The following is an 18,488-nucleotide window of genomic DNA, read 5'->3' as shown; positions in this document are numbered from 1 at the left end:
TTAGCTTATTCGTTAAAGGTTTGTTGGAGAATAAATTGAGTTTTAAGTATAATAAAGTTCAAAGATGAAACGGTATACTATTCGTACCGGATAACATCTTTGAACTTTTTTTGTTGGTACCAAGGGTCATTAGTCCTTTTAAGCTCCTTTCCGAGTATGCTTAAAAGGTTTACGGCCACTTCTGGTCGTTCTTCTAAACTAAGTTTTTTAAGCTGATACGGGTCTTCTTGGTTATCGTAGATATAGACCTCTTGTAAACCTTTAGTTTTATCGTTGCCTTGTTTTTTTTGGTCAACGCAAAGCGTATATCTATTGGTTAAAACACCGCGAGAATTGGCTAACATCAATAAAACACCTTCTGGCTTTTCTACAGTAGCTGCATTGGAATCTGACAAAAGTGAAGAAAAGTCAATTCCTTCGGTAGCTTCAGGTATGTTTTTCTTCAATCCTACTAAGCCCATTACTGTAGGTAATACATCTGGTCCACTAAACAGGACATCGTTTATGGTACCGCCTTGTAAGCCTTTTGGCCAGTGCACAATAAAGGGGATTGCCAATGACTCGGTTTCAAATACATTTTTACCTTCTTTACCATGACTGCCCAGCATCTCGCCATGATCAGAGCTAAAAAGTATAATGGTATTGTCTAGTTCTCCTATTTCTTCTAAGTTCTCCAATACTTGACCAATATAATTATCTACACTGGTAAGATTGGCAAAATAATGACGCACGTAACTGGCAACTTTTAGGTCTGCATTATCGCGCACGGCCAATAGGCTGTCTTGTGGATATTTCTCTTTGTTGTAGTATTCGGCTAGAGTCTCTATATCCGTATTTTCATCATCCCAAGGATTGTGGGGAGGATTGAGTGACCACATTAAAAAGAAAGGCTTTTTGGAATCACGTAGGTTATCTTTATTCTGAAGATAGTTTTTGATTTTTTCGGCTTCAATTTTTGGTGTGAAAGCCTTGGGTTCATGCAATTCACCATCCTTCTTGCCGTCAATAGCATTTGGGTCATTACTGTAGACCAATGGATCATAGTGCGTATCCCTAATAGATTGATAAAAATATTCGATGCTATGTCTATTTTTCCCTGGTGGCACGTATGTGTCATATCTATTGATGTAGTTTCCGCCAGGTTCTTCGGTAGAACCTATGTACGTTCCTTTTTCATCAAACAAGGGCTCGTTCTTCAGCCAATGACATTTTCCAAAATAAGAGGTATTGTAACCCGCATCAAAAAATAGGTCAGTTATTGTTGGGATATCATCACGTAAACTTTCATCTCTATCCTTTCTACAGTTGTTCCAGATACCATTCTGTTCTGGATACCTTCCTGATAAAATCATACCTCGTGCAGGACTGCAAAGGGGAAAGTTACTTACCGCTTGACTGAAGACCACACCATTTTCTGCCAATTTATCAATATTAGGCGTAACTACTGGATCAGGCTTCCCTATTACATGAGCTCTATATTTTTCTTTGGACCAAAACCCTGCACTGTAACGCCTTAGTTGGTCCGGATAAATAATTAGAACATTGGGGGCTTTAGTTTCCGCTAAAACAACCTCGGGCTTTTTTTCATCTTTACACCCTAATGTCAATAAGACAAGGGCTAATAGCAGTATTTGTTTCATGAAGGGTATTCTTTATTCTTTGGGCAGACCGCTTTTTAGGTCTTGTATCCACTTGGGTAATTTCCCCAATCGTAATTCTAACTGAGCTTCAAATAATGATTCCGGTTGAACGGGAGTATTTAAACTTTCTACCAATTGCAATTCATCTGGTTTGAAAGTGGTACCAGCACCATGAAACCCAACAACTATGGGAGGTACAACCCGCCAATATTCCATATGCTTGGCTACGAACGGAAAATTAGTTTCGGCCTCATCAGTTTCATTATAATTCCAAAGAACAAGATATCTGCCGTGGTTGGGTAGATTTTTAACCGCTCCACCGGCTCTTCCGCTAAAAAATCCACCTTCAATATTATCAAAAAGAGTAGACCTTGGCTGTGATGCGTGCGATTCAAAACTACTATGTGCAGGGTGTTTTGAACGCCAAACCACTGTACCTGTAGTGCTTCCGCCACCCACACCAGATGCATGTTGCATACCAGCTTTATCATTAATATAGGCAAGAAGTACACCTGTAGAACCGCCGCCTACACTAACGGCACTATGTCCAATCTTACCATCAATGACGAGGTTTAGAGCAGTTGTAGCTGCACAATGGGAAAAATAAATGGCTCTATTAATATTGGTGAACGTGCAGTTTCTGACCCAAGAATCAACTAACCCGGTTAGGTTTAGTATGCTCCACCCACCATCATCTTGCGCAGAGCGGTGGTGTATAAATTCTTTCTTCCAGTTGCCTTCAAAAGTTAGGTTCTCAAAACCAACTTCTGATAGATGAGGAAAAGTGTAAAGTTTCCAATCCTGTTGTTCCGAAATGTTATAATGAATGGGGTCTACAAAAGTAATTGAGTTACCAGATACGGATGCTACTTTGTGTCGTTCGTTAACTTGTACACCATCTTCAATAATTGAAGTCCATTTGGGGTTTAAGGGTAGGGGATGAATATCCTGTTCTACAAACTTGGGGTCGTTATCTTTTACCTGAACAATGACCCAATCACCTTCTTTTATTTTAGAAGCATCCGCAACCTGTATGATGTGGGTTTCTCTTCTGGCGGAACCGGTTATATCTGTTATGAATGTACTTTCTTCCGTTGCTCTAGTTTGTATGGCGTACGGTGATGTCCATAAGTTTTTGGGCACTATGGGAGGCATATCTTGCTCAAAAAACAGAATAGCTTTATCAGAAGTGTTTTTTGGACCTCTCAGAACTATATTGGAAGACGTTATCTGTATAGTGTTTAAATCATCGGTTTTTGAGTTGATAAGGTACTTTCCTGTAGGGAAATAGACAATTCCACTACCGTTTGCCTCTCCGGCCTCAATCGCTTTAATAATGGCTTTTTTGTCGGATATCCCATCATCGGGTATCGCTCCAAAATCTTGTACATTAAAAACTTTGTGAGCTGTCTCAGGAATCTCCTTTTCACTAAACCCATAGCCCGCATAGGAAAAGTTGGGCAGTATGGGTTCAGTGTTGTTCTGGGTGGCATTTTTATAATTCAACCATACATTGCTTTCTTGTGCAGCACAGTTTATTGCCAGTGTACAAGTAAAAAAAAGAAACAAGGTTATGGAGAAACTACCTCTATTTTTCATATTGTTCTTTATATCTAAGTAAAGCTTCTAAGTAGTAGTAATCTGCGTAATTGAGTGGAACATCTATTTCTGCGTTATGCGGAATACTTCCTACGCTATGTTTCAGGATGAAATTATGATTAGTTCCTATTTCAGCAGTAAATTCATCTGTAGCAAGGGAAGTCAAAATCCGCTCAACATCAACCTTATAAGCATCATTGGTGTAGGTGTTTAACTCCAATAAGGCCGAAGCAGTAACACATGCTGCAGATACATCGTAAGGTTCGTTGGGAATATTTTTAGCATTATAATCCCAATAAGGAATACCATTTTTTTGATTCTTTTGATTGATGATATACCCAGCTATTTTCTTTGCCATATCTAAATAAGCAGGGTCTTTGGTATAGCGGTAACAAAGGGCGTAGCCATATAGGCCCCAGGCCTGACCTCTGGTCCAAGCGCTTTCATGGGCCGTGCCTTGAGCGGTATGCTTGAAACGTACGGCACCTGTTTCAGGGTCGTAATCTACTACGTGGTAGGAGCTGTTATCTGCTCTAAAATGATTCTTTAGAGTAGTGTTTGCGTGTGCAATAGCTATCTCTTTGTATTTAGGGTCTCCCGTAAATTCTGAAACTTTAAAGAGTAGCTCAAGATTCATCATATTATCAATGATTACAGGGTACTTCCAGCCTCTTTCTGCCTGCCATCCGCGGTCAACATCCCAACTTTGGATACAACCTACTGTAGGATTGAATCTTGTGGAAAGAGATTTTGCCGCTTCAATCATTACAGCTTTAAAATCTTCATTACCCGTTAGCTCGTAACCGTGTCCAAAGGAGTTATTAAAGACAAAGCCTAAATCATGGTTGGTCTTTCTAAATTTATGTTCTTCGAATAAAGCTTGGGATTTCTCTGCTCTTGTTTTCCAAATTTCGTTATTGGTGGCTTTGTAAAGAAACCACTGACTGCCAGGAAAGAAACCTTCTGTCCAATCAAAATTTTGGTGTGCCCAATGCATTTCCCCATCTGCGGTAACCGTTCTGGGTATTTTATTTTGGCTCTCTGCAATTGCCGTTTGTAGGGCTAATTGTTTCTCAGCATGTATCAAAACTGCATCTACGTTAATAGTACTAACTTCTGTTTTGGTAACAGTGTTGGTTTTGGTGGCACAACTATTCATAAGAACAATCACGACAGCAATGGATAGGTAGTTTTTTATATTCATTTGTTCATGTTATAAGCTTTCCTTTATGACCTTCTCTAAGGGTTTTTAAAAGCTAGATTTGATTAAAGCTAAACTACCGCCGATATTGCTTTTGAAAGGGGTATAAATGGGTTAATAATGGGGGATTTTAAGATTTTCATATGCTCTCAGAACCCAAAGTCGACTGTTTTTTATAAGCTGAAGGTGTTTTTTTGTATGCTTTTTTGAAACAAGACCTGAAATATTTGATATCGTTAAAACCTACTTCATAGGCTACATCATTAATATTCAATTCGGTTTCTCGTAGTAGCTGGCCAGCCCTTTTTAAGCGTACGCCTCTAATGAATTCAGAAATGGTATTCCCTGTAAGTGCTTTAAGTTTCCGGTATAAAACCGATTGACTCATATTGATGTTCTCACTAAGGAAGCTTGCGTTGAGCTCGGCACTAGAGATATTCTTTTCTACAATGTCCATAGCGTTTTTTAGGAAGACTTCGTCCGTAGATACTAGCTCTAGTTCGCTTGGTTCTAATGCTAAATCCGTTCTAAATTTCTTGGCAAGTTTTTTTCGGGTAGCTATAAGGTTTTGTACCTGTAACTTCAATAGATCGGCTTCAAAAGGTTTGGTAACGTATGCATCGGCTCCTGTCTCAAAACCTATTTTTTGAATTTTGGAAGAGGTTCTTGCTGTGAGAAGAATTACGGGAATATGGCTGGTAAGTACATCAGACTTTAATGTTTCACACATTTCAATACCATCCATTTCCGGCATCATTACATCACTAACAATTAAATCTATGCTTTTGTTCTTTGCTAGATGGATGCCTGAAACTCCATTATTCGCTTCGAGAACATTGAATTCATCATTGAAAATACCTTTTACAAAAGCTCTCACTTCAACATTATCCTCAACAATTAATATAGTCTGTTTGTGGTCATCAAAATGGACTTCGGCTTCGTTATCTATTTCATCTTTTACCCAATTAGATTTTAAGATGGATGGGTCATAGTAGTCTAATGGGTCTGTTTCATTGGTATGCTCCTCATAACTGAGGTCTTCTGGTTGTATATGTTCTTTTCCTAATGGTAGGCTAATGATGAAACAAGAACCATGGCCCAGCTCACTTTCTACTTTTATTTGACCTTGGTGAAGTACAACAATGTCTTTGGCCAACGCAAGACCAACACCAGTTCCAGAACGTAAATCGTTCTTCTGTCCTAATTGAAAATAGCGGTCAAAAACAAATTCGATATCTTTTTTGTGGATACCTCTTCCGGAGTCTTTTATTTTGATGTTTACCTCATTATGCTCCGTTGTAATTTCGATACTTATTTTCCCGTTAGGAGGGGTGAATTTGAACGCATTACTTAGAATATTCAAAACCACCTTTTTCATTTCAATACGGTCAAACCAAACTTCCAATGGAGGCTCTGGAGCCGCTAATTCAAATTGAATAGCCTTGTCTTTGGCCAAGTCGTTAAATGAGGCCTTAGTTTCTTCAATAAAAGGAATTACATCATTCTTAGAAAAGGTCAATTTCAATTTTCCATTTTCGGCCTTTCTGAAATCTAATAATTGATTTATAAGTTGCAGCAATATGCGTGCATTCCGCTGCATACCAGTTAATTGTCTTTGCATCTGCTCATCACCTTTCTTTTCTTGAATAAGGCGCTGCAACGGAGCGGTAATAAGGGTTAACGGAGTTCTGAAATCATGAGATATATTCGTAAAAAGCTGTAGTTTTAATTGATTTAACTCCTGAATCTGTGTTTTTTCTTGGCGTTCTTTTCTTAAATCATGGCGTTCTTTAATGCGAATAAGAGTATACCTTCTAATCAATAAAAAAGCACCCACTAATAAAATTGCATAGATTAGATATGCCCACCAAGCAAGCCAATAAGGCGGTTTTATTTGGATTTCTAAAGAGGCAATTTTTCCATTCCAGACACCATCACTGTTAGAAGCTTTTACAAGAAAAGTGTAGCTGCCAGAATCTAGATTGGTATATGTGGCTTTTGTTTGATTTCCAACAAGTTGCCATTTAGAATCAAATCCTTTTAGCATATAAGCATACTGGTTATTTTTTGGTCTAGAATAGTCCAGCGCTACATAATCAATACTTATGTCGTTTTCATTGTATGCCAACTTAAATTTAGAAGAACTGTGATCTACTATTTTTTGGATGGTGTTGGCTATTTTTAGGTTTTCAATTAAGACAGGCGGAATAAAAGAATCCCTTTCTATTTTTTTAGGGTCGAATACGGTAAAACCATTAACTCCCCCAAAAACCAATTCTCCTTTTCTGGTCTTTAAGTAGGCCCCATAATTAAATTCGTTGTTTACCAAACCATCTGATTGTGAGTAGTTTTTGATTTCATCCGTAGAAATATTCAACCTACTTAAGCCTTTGTTTGTGCTAAGCCATATATAGCCTAGGTCATCGGGAAGAATACCGTAAACTACTTCGTCTGGGAGCCCATTGTTTATTCCATACCTAATCGTTTTTTTAGACTTAAGGTTATATGAATAGAGTCCGTCGCCTTCTGTACCTATCCATAATTGGGTGCCGGATTGAGGGTAAATACTAATTACTTTATGAATATCGTACGGAGTATTGGTGCCTTCTTTAAATTTAATAGGTTCTATTACTTTGGTGTCAATAGAAATTGAGCCAAGTCCGTTTTCACCACCAACAAGAAGGACTTTTTCTTTTGGGCTTTGTATAATTACACTAATGAAAGTGCCCAATATATTATTAGGGTCAGCAATTCTAAAGCTTTTTCCAGTTTTGGTATCATAGTAGTTTAACCCGCGATTATCTGTTCCTACCCAAAGGTTATTATCCGTGTCTTCTATTAAAGAAGTGGCCCTATTGGAAGAAAAGTTGGAGAACGTATGTGTTTTGTCCACCCAATCTTTAAATGATGGGCCTTGTTTTTCTAGCAAAGCATATGAAAGCCCTTTGTTGTGCGTGGCAATCCATAAATTATTATTATAATCTTTTACAATAGCTTTTATATTGTTACTGGATATGGAGTTTTTGTCAGCTTCATCATGAACAAAATGTTTAAAAGTATTCTTAGCTGTATTGAAATAATTGAGTCCGCCACCCTCAGTACCGACCCATAAGTTTTTTCCTTTAGTTTCTACAATAGAACTTACAACCGGATAATTTAAACCATTGGAACCTATTTGGTAGTTTTTGAAAACATTGGATTTTCGGTTTAAGTAGTTAACTCCACCGGCCCATGTACCTATCCAAAGATCTCCTCTAGAATCTTCTGCTATTTTGTAGATGGATTTTCGGCTAACACTTTCTGGGTCTTCCGGATTGTTATTATAATGAATTAGCTCATTTGTTGTTTTGTTTAAGAGATATAGACCGTTGTAGGAGCCTATCCAGATATTTTCTTCATCGTCTTCATAAATAGTACGGACTGGACTTTCAATTAGTTTTGCGTTTTTATCATCCTTAACATCTATAAATTCCAGATTTTCTTTGTCAAGTTTCGCAAGTCCACCGTCATGACCTAACCAAATGCTCCCGGACTTATCTTGGAAAAGTACGGTATGATAGTTCTTTGTGCTTTCGGGAGACTGGCCTTTTGGATAACCGTATGTTTGAATTTTATTTTCTTGCTTGTTATATAAATGGATTGTTTTTGGGGTAGCTATCCACAAGGCATTATTTTCTGAATTTAGAAGTGATAGTGCTCTATTGGATTCTAGCTTGATGGGCTCATGTAATTCGTTGAAATTTTTAACTTCTTGAGAATCGGAATTTACGTGCATTAAACCAATATCAGCAGCTACCCATATTCCTTTGTTTCCGTCAGAAATAATATCATATATTTCTCCATTAAAGGGCCTGTTTTCTTGATTGGATATTTGTACACGGTCAAAACTATCGGTTTGTGGATTATAAGTGTTTAAACCATTTTTGGTTCCCACCCAGATGGTACCACTATCATCCTTAAATAATACTTTTATCCAGCTATTGCTTAGGCTATTTTCATTTGTGGCATCGTAATAATAATTTTTGAATTCGTGTCCATCAAACCGGTTAAGACCATAACGGGTACCAAACCACAAGTATCCTCGGGTATCTTGTACGATGGCAACTACCGAACGTTGGGATAGCCCCTCTTCGGTAGCATAATTTTTAAAATTCAATTCGTTGGCTGCCTTGTAAGGCGTTTGCGCTTGCAGTTTTACAAGAAAGCCAAGGAGAACAAAAAGAACTAAATTAAACTTCATTCTATATATGGTGTTATAAAAGGTAAAAGTTAGTGATTCTTTTCAGAAATTTCTAAGCTATAATTTATAGTGATGTCCTCTAGCCCCATGAATAGGCAGTATTGAATGATTAGCCCCCGTTTTTTGGACTATATGCCCCGTACGGTTGGACTGTTAAAAAGTACTTTTATCCTAAGAAAATAGAGTAGAAACGAAAACATAAACGAAACTGTTTTTAGATATGGAATTGAATTACGAAACACGTTATGCTTCTAGCCCCGAAGCAGTAAAGGAGTATGATACTACACAATTAAGAGATGAGTTCTTAATTGAAAACTTAATGGAAATAGGAAAGGTAAAGATGACCTACTCTCATTATGACAGATACATTACAGGCGCTGCCGTTCCTGAAACTTCATTACATCTTGAAGCAATAGACCCACTAAAATCCGGCTATTTTTTAGAAAGAAGAGAAATAGGTATCATAAATGTGGGTGCTTCTGGAAGTATAGAAGTAGATGGTACTTCTTATAAAATTGAGCATAAAGATGCTTTATACATAGGACAAGGGGCGAAAGAAGTCATCTTTAAGAGTGACAATGCAAATGAGCCTGCTCTGTTCTATTTCAATTCAGCTCCGGCACATGCTTCGTATCCCACTAAAAAAGTGAGTAGGGCAGAGGCTAATAAATTAGAGTTGGGTAGTTTGGAAACAGCCAATCACAGGACTGTAAACCAAATGATTATTGGTGGTATCGTTACTACTTGTCAGCTTCAAATGGGTATGACAGAATTAAAAACGGGAAGCGTTTGGAATACTATGCCAGCTCACGTTCACGACCGTCGTATGGAAGTTTATTTTTATACAGATGTGCCTGAAAATCAATCCGTATGTCATTTTATGGGACAACCTCAAGAAACCCGTCATATTTGGATGCAGAACCACCAAGCGGTAATCTCTCCACCATGGTCAATTCACTGTGGCTCGGGAACTTCTAACTATACTTTTATTTGGGGTATGGCAGGTGAGAACCTTGATTATAATGATATGGATGTTGCAAAAATTACAGAACTAAGATAGATATGAGCATTTCGTTATTTGATTTAAAAGGAAAAGTAGCTTTGGTTACAGGAAGTACGCACGGTTTGGGTATGGCTATGGCCAAAGGTTTGGGTAATGCGGGAGCTACACTTATTGTGAATGGAAACTCATCACAAGAAAAGATAGATGAAGCACTTAAAATATATAAAAAAGAAGGTATAACCGCCTACGGGTATAAGTTTGACGTGACGGACGAGCAGGCCGTAATAGAAGCGATTCAAAAAATACAGAAGGAAGTAGGAGAGATTGATATTCTTGTGAATAATGCGGGTATTATTAAAAGAACACCACTTGAAGACATGGAAGTGTCTGATTTTAAACAGGTAATAGATGTTGATTTGGTGAGTCCGTTTATTGTTTCAAAACATGTAGTCAAAAGTATGATTGCACGTAAAGAAGGCAAGATAATTAATATCTGCTCTATGATGAGCGAACTGGGTAGAAATACCGTAGGGGCTTATGCGGCGGCAAAAGGTGGACTTAAAATGTTAACTCAGAATATGGCTACGGAGTGGGCCAAACATAATATTCAGGTGAATGGAATTGGACCAGGATATTTTGCTACGTCACAGACAGAACCTATTCGGGTTGAAGGTCACCCGTTCAATGATTTTATAATTAATAGAACACCTTCTGCTAAATGGGGAGATCCTAACGAGCTTCAAGGTGCAGCCATTTTTTTAAGCTCCGAAGCTAGCAATTTTGTGAACGGACATATTCTTTATGTAGACGGTGGTATTTTGGCCACAATAGGAAAACCATCCAACGAAAAATAGATACATGAAAAGACATTTACTAGCAGCAGTAGGAGTTTGCGGAGCATTAGTGCAATTTGGTTGTTCGGAGGCAAAAGTAGAAACCTATCAGGTACAGATTGAGAATTCTCTAAACGAACCTCGGTCTTTTGAAACGGTAGAAATAGATTTGAATGCCGTTCCTTTTAAACAAGGAATTCTAGCATCGACAAAATCATATGAACTTATTGATTTTTCTACAAAAACTAAAATTAGTTCTCAGGCTGTAGATGTTGATGGAGACGGGCATTTTGACCAACTATTGTTTCAGCCTAATATTGAAGCTAAAGCAACTAAAACTTTTGAGATAGTTCCATCTGAAGAGATTGTGGAGGTTGAGAATGATCCCGCTTGTTATTCACGTTTTGTTCCCGAGCGTACAGATGATTATGCATGGGAGAATAATCGTGTAGCTTTTAGAACCTATGGTCCAACGGCGCAAAAATTAATTGAAGATGGTCTACCAGGAGGCACGTTATCTTCAGGAATAGACGCATGGTTAAAAAAGGTAGATTACCCTATTATTAATAAATGGTACAAGAAAGAGTTGGAAACTGACGGGTCTTATCACGAAGATACGGGCGAAGGTTTAGATAATTTTCACGTTGGGGTGAGTAGAGGTGTGGGAGGTGTTGCCATTAATAAAGATAGTATCTACTATATCTCTAAGAATTTTTCAAGCTATGAAAGACTCACTACAGGACCTATTCGTACAAGTTTTGTTTTAAAATATGCGGATTGGAGTGCAGGAGGAGAAGTAATTACTGAAGAAAAGCATATTTCCTTAGATTACGGTTCCAACCTTTCTAGGTTTGAAATCAAAATAAAAGGAGCAGACCGGATATCCGTAGGATTAACCATGCACGAGAACGATGGTAAAATTAGTGTTAGTAAGGATAAGGGTTATGTAAGTTATTATCAACCTCATGAAGAGTCTGAATTGGGGACTGCTATTATTTCTGATCCTGAAATGATATTGCAGGTAGAAGAGTATCAAAACGGTAAACAAGATGAAAACAATGTTTACACACAGTTAAATGTCCGAGAAGGTTCTGTAGTGTACTATTCAGGTTTTACTTGGAAAGGGAGTGGGCAATTTTCCGATGTTAAAGAATGGGAAAATTATTTGGAAGGATTTTCTAGGAAATTGCAACATCCGCTTCAGGTTATATATTCAAAGGAGCAGGATAGTTCCTTATAAAAAGTAAAGCTGTTACAGGTTTATCAGTAACAGCTTTACAAATTTATACTCATAAGAATAGTTTATTCTTATAGTTTAATACTTGGTCTTATCATGTTTTGATGCCCAGTTATTAAAAACTTCAACAGCTTCTTCTTGTAACATTTGTTTGAAGTGAATCTGTCTATCTTGCATGCCCACTTCTAATTCGTCATAAATAAATTGGTCGTCAAAATCAATCGCTTTTGCATCTGCTTTATCGCAACCGTAATACACAGCTTTTGGTCTTGCCCAATAAATTGCGCCAAAACACATAGGGCAAGGTTCGCAAGAGGTGTAAATAATGCAATCTGTAAGTTGAAAAGTACTTAATTTTTTACAGGCATCTCGTATAACAACCATTTCTGCGTGTGCAGTAGGGTCGTTTGTAGAAGTTACCTTATTGTGACCCTCAGCGATAATTTCTCCGTCTTTTACAACTACAGCACCAAAAGGGCCACCTGCGTTAGAGTTCATTCCTTTTGCTGCCATTTCAATGGCTCTTCTCATAAAAAACTCGTGATCTTTCGTCATATTTCTATAATTCTAATAATATATTATTGAGTAAATGGGGGTGCAAATTACGTCATTTATATACGATTCTGGGGAGAGTTTTTTTTAATTTGAAAGGTATTTTAGGGTAACAGTTAAAATAATTATGAAAGATTTGGATTATAATACGACTGAATGTTAAAACCGACCAATTTTAGCATGATTTATCAGAATTACTTATTAGGTTACTTTTTGTATTTGTAGCACAGTGAATTCTACTCAACTGTCGCATAAAGTAACTCTAGCATTTTTAGAGTCTTCGCATGTTGTTGATAATCAGTAATATTGGTTTTTGTAAATAGTTATATTGAAAGCAATTACTAAATATTGGTTTTTAGAAGGATTCAGTCTTTTTAAAAAATTAGGGATGCCCACTATGATGAAACTCTGTGGTCATCTAGAAATGGAGTATGTCAATAAGGGCACTATCATTAAATTAGGGGAAAGGGATAGAAACTGTATTTTCTTTTTAAAAAATGGATCCGTTAAAATTATGGACTCCAATAATGACATTGTAAAGTATGTCGTGAAAAAGGGAAATATTTTTGGAGAACTATCTATTTATGATAAAAGCGGCTCCTCTAAGGAAGTGGCCTTAGCTTTAGAGGACGCGGTAATATGTTATATCGAATCTGATATGATGGAAGATTTGATGGAAGAACATAAGTCTTTAAAAAATGGCTTGTTAAAAATATATGGCCTTCGCATTAGAAAATTAGAAACAAGACTTCAAGACCTGTTATACAAAGACAGTAAGACAAGAATCTCTGAATTTATTAAAGCCTACATAGAAGAGTTTGGCGAAAGTGATAAGGAAAGGTTAGTAGCAAAGAATCTTTTATCCCATAAAGACATTGCCAATTTAACCAACACTTCTAGACAGACGGTAAACAATGTTTTAAGCACAATGCGGAAAGATAATATCATTGATTATGATTCAAAATTCATATCATATTCATTGAATTCCAAATAAACAAATAAATGATAGACCAAGTAAGCAAACCAACATTAATGAAAAATATTAGTTTTTACCTCATAGTATTTTATACAGTCTTATTCGTAACTCCCGTTTCTTCTCAGGAAATAGAACAATCTATCTATGTTACTGGTAATACTTGGGATACTTCTAATACTGAAGTTCTATCGGCCATTTCAGAAGAATCACAATCAGTAAAGAAACCTACTGTATTGATAATAGGAAATGCAGCACCTAAAACCAACATAGAAAAATCAATCGATAAGCAGTTGTCGGTAATGTCAAATCTAGGTAATGATGTCATTTTTATATCTGGTAACAAGGAGTGGGCAAATGGCTATAAGGGCGTTTCTGATATTGAAGAATATATTCAGAAAAAAAGTAAAGCTAAATTTTTTCCTGATGATGCAGAACCCATCAAGCATCATGATTTGGGTGAAAATGTAGAATTGATTACGGTAGATTCTCAATGGTTTCTAGAGGATTGGGATGACCATGTTTATATCAATGAAGATTCAGAAATTCAGAATAGAACGTTATTCTTTTTAGAGTTCGAGAACAGAATAAAAAAGGCGCAAGGTAAAATTATACTTGTAGCCATGTATCATCCTATAGAAACCAATAGTAAACAAGGGCTGTTTAAAAATATTGGAGGATTTTCTAGTCAAGATTTTCAGAACAAACAGTATAGGGAGCTAAGAAACAGATTAAAAACAACGGCAAGGGGAGCAGAGAACGTAATTTTCTTATCGGGACAAGGAAAAAATCTACAATATATAAAAGGGAGTGTACCTCAAATTAATAGTGGTGCGGCAGGAAATTTGGAAGCTGTAAAAAACGGGGAAGAAGGAGATTTCTCGTTGAAGAAAAACGGATATGTGCGCTTAGATATTACTACAGATGGAGAGGTAATTGCACACTACCAAATACTTAAAAATGGAACTGTCAAAGAACTTTTTAAAACAATAGTATTAAAAGGAGAAGCGGACCATACGGAATCATATACGTTTAAGAAAAGTTACCCTAGTACACAATTGGCTTCTATCTACACTAAAAAAGCGACTACAAAAAGCGGATTTTACAAAGCTCTTTGGGGAGAGCATTACCGCGACTTTTATGGTAAGGAGGTAAATGCACCAGTAGTTTTGTTAGACACTTTAATGGGAGGGTTAACGCCCGTAAAACGTGGGGGTGGGCAACAATCAAAATCTTTACGTTTAGAAGATAAAACAGGTAAGCAATATGTTATGCGTGCCCTAAAAAAGAGTACCATCAAATTTCTACAGGCCAATGCTTTTCAAGAAACCTATATTGGCGATGTTTTAGACGGTACGGTCGTAGATAAATTTTTGGCAGATTTTTATACCACTTCTAATCCCTACACACCATTTGCCATAGGGAGTCTTTCTGCGGCAGTTGGAGTAAACCATACAAATCCTGTCCTCTATTATATACCAAAACAGAAGGTATTGGGGAATTACAATGATGATTTTGGCGATGAACTTTATATGATTGAAGAGCATGTAGGGGATACACAAATAGAATCTGAGAGTTTTGGAACACCTGAAGATATATTGAGCACAGCCGATGTTTTGCAGGAAATAAATAAATCGGGAAAATCTGTTGTAGATGAACCTTCCTATATAAGGGCTAGATTATTTGATATGCTTTTGGGAGATTGGGACCGCCACGAAGATCAATGGCGCTGGGCACTTTATAAAAATGAAGATGGTACGGAGTATTGCAGTCCTATTCCAAGAGACCGTGATCAGGCATTTTCTAAATATGACGGTACGCTGATCAGTACTTTGACCCGACTTATACCAGGTTTGCGAAAAATGCAAACTTATGATGAGGAACTGAGAAGTGTAAAATGGTTTGCATCATCGCCTTATCATTTAGATTTGACATTGATACATGCATCAGACTGGGACGAATGGGAAAAGCAGGCCAGCCATATTCAAAATGGGCTTACCAATGCAGATATAGAAAAGGCTTTCCAAACTATTCCAGAAGAAGTGAAGGGACCGGTGATAGAAGATATTAAAGTAAAGTTACAAGGCAGACGCGATAACCTTATGAAAATTGCTAAAGCTTATTATTTATATCTCAACAAATTTCAAGTAGTTACAGGGACTCAAAAAGCCGATGATTTTACCATAACTAGATTGCCCAATGGCAAAACGTCTTTAAAAATAGACCGTAAGGATTTAGGAATGTTAGACCATACTTATTCGAGAGATATTACCAAAGAAATATGGATTTTTGGTTTAGATGGTAAAGATAATTTTGTGGTAGAAGGAGAGGGAGATCATCCTATTAAAATTAAGATTGTTGGGGGTAAGAAGAATGACACCTATGATTTTAAAAATACCAGAAAAGTAAAACTATACGACTACAAGGACAAAGAGAATACCATTGTAAATAAACGCTCTAAGAAATGGTTGGTAAATGATTATGAGTTAAATAATTATGACCACAAGAAAGTAAAATATAATTTTAATCAGTTACTCCCTATAATAGCTGTAAACCCAGATGACGGACTCAAAATTGGCGTAGTGAGCAACCACACTTCATATAGCTTACAACGTAATCCTTTCACTTATAAACATAGTATTAATGCGGCTTTTTACACCAGCACTTCAGGTTTTGATTTGTCTTACAGTGGCGAGTTTTCGAACATATTTCATAACTGGAATTTTGGAATAGAAGGATTGTATACAAGTCCCAATTTTTCTGAAAACTTTTTTGGTTTCGGAAATGATACGGAATATGATAATGATGCGGTAGACTTAGATTTTAACCGAGTTAGAATCCGAAAGTTTAAAGCTGCGTTGGCATTAAAGTGGGAAGGTGTTAGTGGTGGTTCTTTCTATTTTAAACCCTTGATAGAATCTTTTGATGTAGAAAATATGCAAGATAGGTTTGTAGCGGAATTCCCTGTGAACAGCTCTATTTTTAATAGACAAACCTACGGAGGAATAGAGGCCGCTTATAATTTTAAAAATAAAAATAGTAGTGCTTTCCCTACCTTAGGACTAGATGCAGGATTAACAATAGGTTATAAAACCAATATTGATAATACGGAGTCTAATAATAGTTTCGCCTATCTGCAGCCCAAGTTAGCAGTAAATCATAAGTTAACAAAAAGCGGAAGCATTATTTTGGCAACAGAGTTGGGGGGAGAGGCCCTTATAGGTGATGACTTTGAGTTTTATCACGCTGCAACCATAGGAGGCAATAAAAGTCTAAGAGGTTTTAGAAATGAACGCTTTACAGGAAAGCAATCCTTTTATCAGAATACAGACCTTAGATTTCCATTAGGCGGAGTACGAACAAGCCTTGTCCCTTTTAGATTTGGGTTTACCGGTAGTTTTGATTACGGTAGAGTTTGGACTGAAAATGACACCTCTAATACATGGCACAATTCCGTTGGGGGTTCGCTTTGGCTCATTGGGGCAGAGGCATTTACAACTAATTTAGGTTATTTTAGTAGTGCAGACGGTGGGCGAATTGTATTCGTACTCGGCTTTTCTTTTTAATATTTAAAAACACATCTTATGAAAAAACCAATTGCAATTGCCCAAGTATCATCCTTAGAAAATAAAAAACCAGAACACGCATTAGTCAATGGTCTGGATTTAGTTATTGTAAAATTTGATGATGATATTTCTGTATTGTACGGTAGATGTCTGCATAGAGGAGCACTAATGTCCGATGGTCATGTTGATGGTCATAACCTTATTTGTGGTGTTCACGGCTGGGATTATAGAGTAGATACCGGAGTTTCAGAATACAATAATGCAGAGGTGTTACAAAAGTTTACTACTAAAATAGAAGGGGATAGTCTATTTGTTGATGAAGAAGAGATAGATGCTTATTTAACAGACAGTCCGCAGCCATTTAATAGAGATGCTTATTTGGGTGCCTACGCAGATACCCATCCTGAAGAAACAGAACCGTATACAGGGTATATAAAAGAATTAGCCACAAACGGACTTAAAAATTTAGGTCATCACGGAGCTTCAGCTTCTATGGGAGTAGATAGAAATACGTTGCCAAAATGGAGCGATATTCAATTTTTGCCTGCCCAATTGGCAAGCAGACCTTTGTTAGATGAAGATAATGTAGCAACAAAGGTGGTTATTGGACCAAAAGCCAAGAAGCCTTTACATTTAGATATTCCGCTTTTTGTTAGTGATATGAGTTTTGGCGCATTGTCTAGAGAAGCTAAAATTGCTTTATCTAAAGGAGCGCAATTAGCAGGTACAGGTATTTGCTCAGGAGAAGGCGGAATGTTACCTCATGAGCAAGAAAATAACAGCAAGTATTTTTATGAACTAGCTTCGGCAAAGTTCGGATTTACTTGGGATAAGCTAGACAAAGTTCAAGCTTTTCATTTTAAAGGCGGACAAGGAGCTAAAACAGGTACTGGAGGTCATTTACCAGGTGCTAAAGTAAGTAAGGAAATTGCTGAGGTAAGAGGTTTAAAAGAAGGTGAGACGGCAATTTCACCAGCCACTTTCCCAGATTTTCATGGTGTAGATGACTTCAAATCTTTCGCAGCTCAGGTAAGAGAACGTACAGGTGGTATACCGATCGGATTCAAAATTGCAGCCAGTCATATAGAAAAAGATATTCAGTTTGCATTAGATGTAGGTGTCGATTATATCATTTTAGATGGTAGAGGTGGGGGAACAGGTTCTGCACCAACCATATTAAGAGATAATATCAATGTACCTACAATTCCTGCTTTGGCAAGAGCAAGAAAATATTTAGATAAAGTAGGTGCTACAGATGTCACTTTAGTAATTACAGGAGGTTTACGTATTGCAGAAGATTTTGGTAAAGCCCTTATGTTAGGTGCAGATGCTATTGCCGTATCAAACTCGGCTTTACAGGCAATTGGTTGTTTGGGAATGCGTGCTTGCGGAAGTAACAACTGCCCTGTGGGTATTGCAACGCAAAAAGAATCATTGCGTAGTAGGTTGATTATTGATTCTTCGGCGAAACAATTACATAACTATTTTGATGCCACAAACAACCTTATAAAAGTTATTGCGAGAGCTTGTGGTCATGATGATATCTCAAAATTCAATTTTGATGACTTATCTACTTTCAATCATGATATGCATCGTTTAACAGGAATTAATTATGGCGGTGTTAACCCCTAAAAACAAAATATA

The 18,488-nt window shown here is 37.1% G+C and carries 11 protein-coding genes; 6 read left to right on the top strand and 5 right to left on the bottom strand.

The window, feature by feature from the left end; all coding sequences use genetic code 11:
* Positions 1-77: 77 nt before the first annotated feature.
* From HW347_RS18040 to HW347_RS18025, 4 genes are all read right to left on the bottom strand, one after another.
* Positions 78-1,640: a sulfatase family protein gene (locus HW347_RS18040; protein ID WP_214613143.1), complete on the bottom strand. Its 1,563-nt coding sequence runs from the start codon at positions 1,638-1,640 to the stop codon at positions 78-80.
* Positions 1,641-1,652: 12 nt separating this feature from the next.
* The gene (locus tag HW347_RS18035) at positions 1,653-3,239 is read right to left on the bottom strand and encodes a DUF4955 domain-containing protein (RefSeq protein ID WP_214613142.1); all 1,587 of its coding nucleotides are present in this window, start codon (positions 3,237-3,239) and stop codon (positions 1,653-1,655) included.
* Positions 3,229-4,443: a glycoside hydrolase family 88 protein gene (locus HW347_RS18030; protein ID WP_214613141.1), complete on the bottom strand. Its 1,215-nt coding sequence runs from the start codon at positions 4,441-4,443 to the stop codon at positions 3,229-3,231. Before HW347_RS18030 ends, HW347_RS18035 begins: the two co-directional genes overlap by 11 nt.
* Positions 4,444-4,579: 136 nt before the next feature.
* A complete protein-coding gene (locus HW347_RS18025) occupies positions 4,580-8,680 on the bottom strand; it encodes a hybrid sensor histidine kinase/response regulator transcription factor (protein WP_214613140.1) in 4,101 nt (1,366 codons plus the stop codon).
* A 220-nt stretch (positions 8,681-8,900) separates the two neighbouring features.
* Here HW347_RS18025 and kduI point away from each other — a divergent pair, with 220 nt between their 5' ends.
* The 3 genes from kduI to HW347_RS18010 are packed head-to-tail and all read left to right on the top strand — an operon-like array spanning position 8,901 to position 11,756.
* A complete protein-coding gene (gene kduI, locus HW347_RS18020; RefSeq protein WP_214613139.1) occupies positions 8,901-9,740 on the top strand; it encodes a 5-dehydro-4-deoxy-D-glucuronate isomerase in 840 nt (279 codons plus the stop codon).
* Between the two features lie 2 nt (positions 9,741-9,742).
* Positions 9,743-10,537: a gluconate 5-dehydrogenase gene (locus tag HW347_RS18015; RefSeq protein WP_214613138.1), complete on the top strand. Its 795-nt coding sequence runs from the start codon at positions 9,743-9,745 to the stop codon at positions 10,535-10,537.
* A gap of 4 nt (positions 10,538-10,541) precedes the next feature.
* The gene (locus tag HW347_RS18010; protein ID WP_214613137.1) at positions 10,542-11,756 is read left to right on the top strand and encodes a DUF4861 family protein; all 1,215 of its coding nucleotides are present in this window, start codon (positions 10,542-10,544) and stop codon (positions 11,754-11,756) included.
* A gap of 75 nt (positions 11,757-11,831) precedes the next feature.
* Here the strand turns inward: HW347_RS18010 and HW347_RS18005 are convergent, their stop codons facing one another.
* Positions 11,832-12,308 carry a nucleoside deaminase gene (locus tag HW347_RS18005; RefSeq protein WP_214613136.1) on the bottom strand — a complete coding sequence of 159 codons (477 nt, stop codon included), beginning with the start codon at positions 12,306-12,308 and terminating at the stop codon, positions 11,832-11,834.
* Positions 12,309-12,633: 325 nt separating this feature from the next.
* Here HW347_RS18005 and HW347_RS18000 point away from each other — a divergent pair, with 325 nt between their 5' ends.
* The 3 genes from HW347_RS18000 to HW347_RS17990 are packed head-to-tail and all read left to right on the top strand — an operon-like array spanning position 12,634 to position 18,476.
* Entirely contained in the window at positions 12,634-13,299 is a 666-nt protein-coding gene (locus HW347_RS18000; protein WP_214613135.1) for a Crp/Fnr family transcriptional regulator, read from the top strand.
* An 8-nt stretch (positions 13,300-13,307) separates the two neighbouring features.
* Positions 13,308-16,844 carry a metallophosphoesterase family protein gene (locus HW347_RS17995; protein WP_214613134.1) on the top strand — a complete coding sequence of 1,179 codons (3,537 nt, stop codon included), beginning with the start codon at positions 13,308-13,310 and terminating at the stop codon, positions 16,842-16,844.
* Positions 16,845-16,862: 18 nt separating this feature from the next.
* Positions 16,863-18,476, top strand: a complete 1,614-nt coding sequence (locus HW347_RS17990) for a glutamate synthase-related protein (protein ID WP_214613133.1) — start codon at positions 16,863-16,865, stop codon at positions 18,474-18,476.
* The last annotated feature ends 12 nt before the right edge of the window (positions 18,477-18,488 follow it).

The organism is Zobellia barbeyronii (assembly GCF_018603515.1).
Classification (GTDB): Bacteria; Bacteroidota; Bacteroidia; order Flavobacteriales; family Flavobacteriaceae; genus Zobellia; species Zobellia barbeyronii.
The sequence above is the reverse complement of the archived record's forward strand: the minus strand, read 5'-3'. Positions and strand labels throughout refer to the sequence as shown.

What these genes read in the sequence shown, in the direction of transcription:
- HW347_RS17995 (WP_214613134.1), top strand. Translation starts at nt 13,308, where the DNA reads ATGATAGACCAAGTAAGCAAACCAACATTAATGAAAAATATTAGTTTT.
- HW347_RS18025 (WP_214613140.1), bottom strand. Translation starts at nt 8,680, where the DNA reads ATGAAGTTTAATTTAGTTCTTTTTGTTCTCCTTGGCTTTCTTGTAAAA.
- HW347_RS18040 (WP_214613143.1), bottom strand. Translation starts at nt 1,640, where the DNA reads ATGAAACAAATACTGCTATTAGCCCTTGTCTTATTGACATTAGGGTGT.
- HW347_RS18015 (WP_214613138.1), top strand. Translation starts at nt 9,743, where the DNA reads ATGAGCATTTCGTTATTTGATTTAAAAGGAAAAGTAGCTTTGGTTACA.
- kduI (WP_214613139.1), top strand. Translation starts at nt 8,901, where the DNA reads ATGGAATTGAATTACGAAACACGTTATGCTTCTAGCCCCGAAGCAGTA.
- HW347_RS18010 (WP_214613137.1), top strand. Translation starts at nt 10,542, where the DNA reads ATGAAAAGACATTTACTAGCAGCAGTAGGAGTTTGCGGAGCATTAGTG.
- HW347_RS17990 (WP_214613133.1), top strand. Translation starts at nt 16,863, where the DNA reads ATGAAAAAACCAATTGCAATTGCCCAAGTATCATCCTTAGAAAATAAA.
- HW347_RS18005 (WP_214613136.1), bottom strand. Translation starts at nt 12,308, where the DNA reads ATGACGAAAGATCACGAGTTTTTTATGAGAAGAGCCATTGAAATGGCA.
- HW347_RS18035 (WP_214613142.1), bottom strand. Translation starts at nt 3,239, where the DNA reads ATGAAAAATAGAGGTAGTTTCTCCATAACCTTGTTTCTTTTTTTTACT.
- HW347_RS18030 (WP_214613141.1), bottom strand. Translation starts at nt 4,443, where the DNA reads ATGAATATAAAAAACTACCTATCCATTGCTGTCGTGATTGTTCTTATG.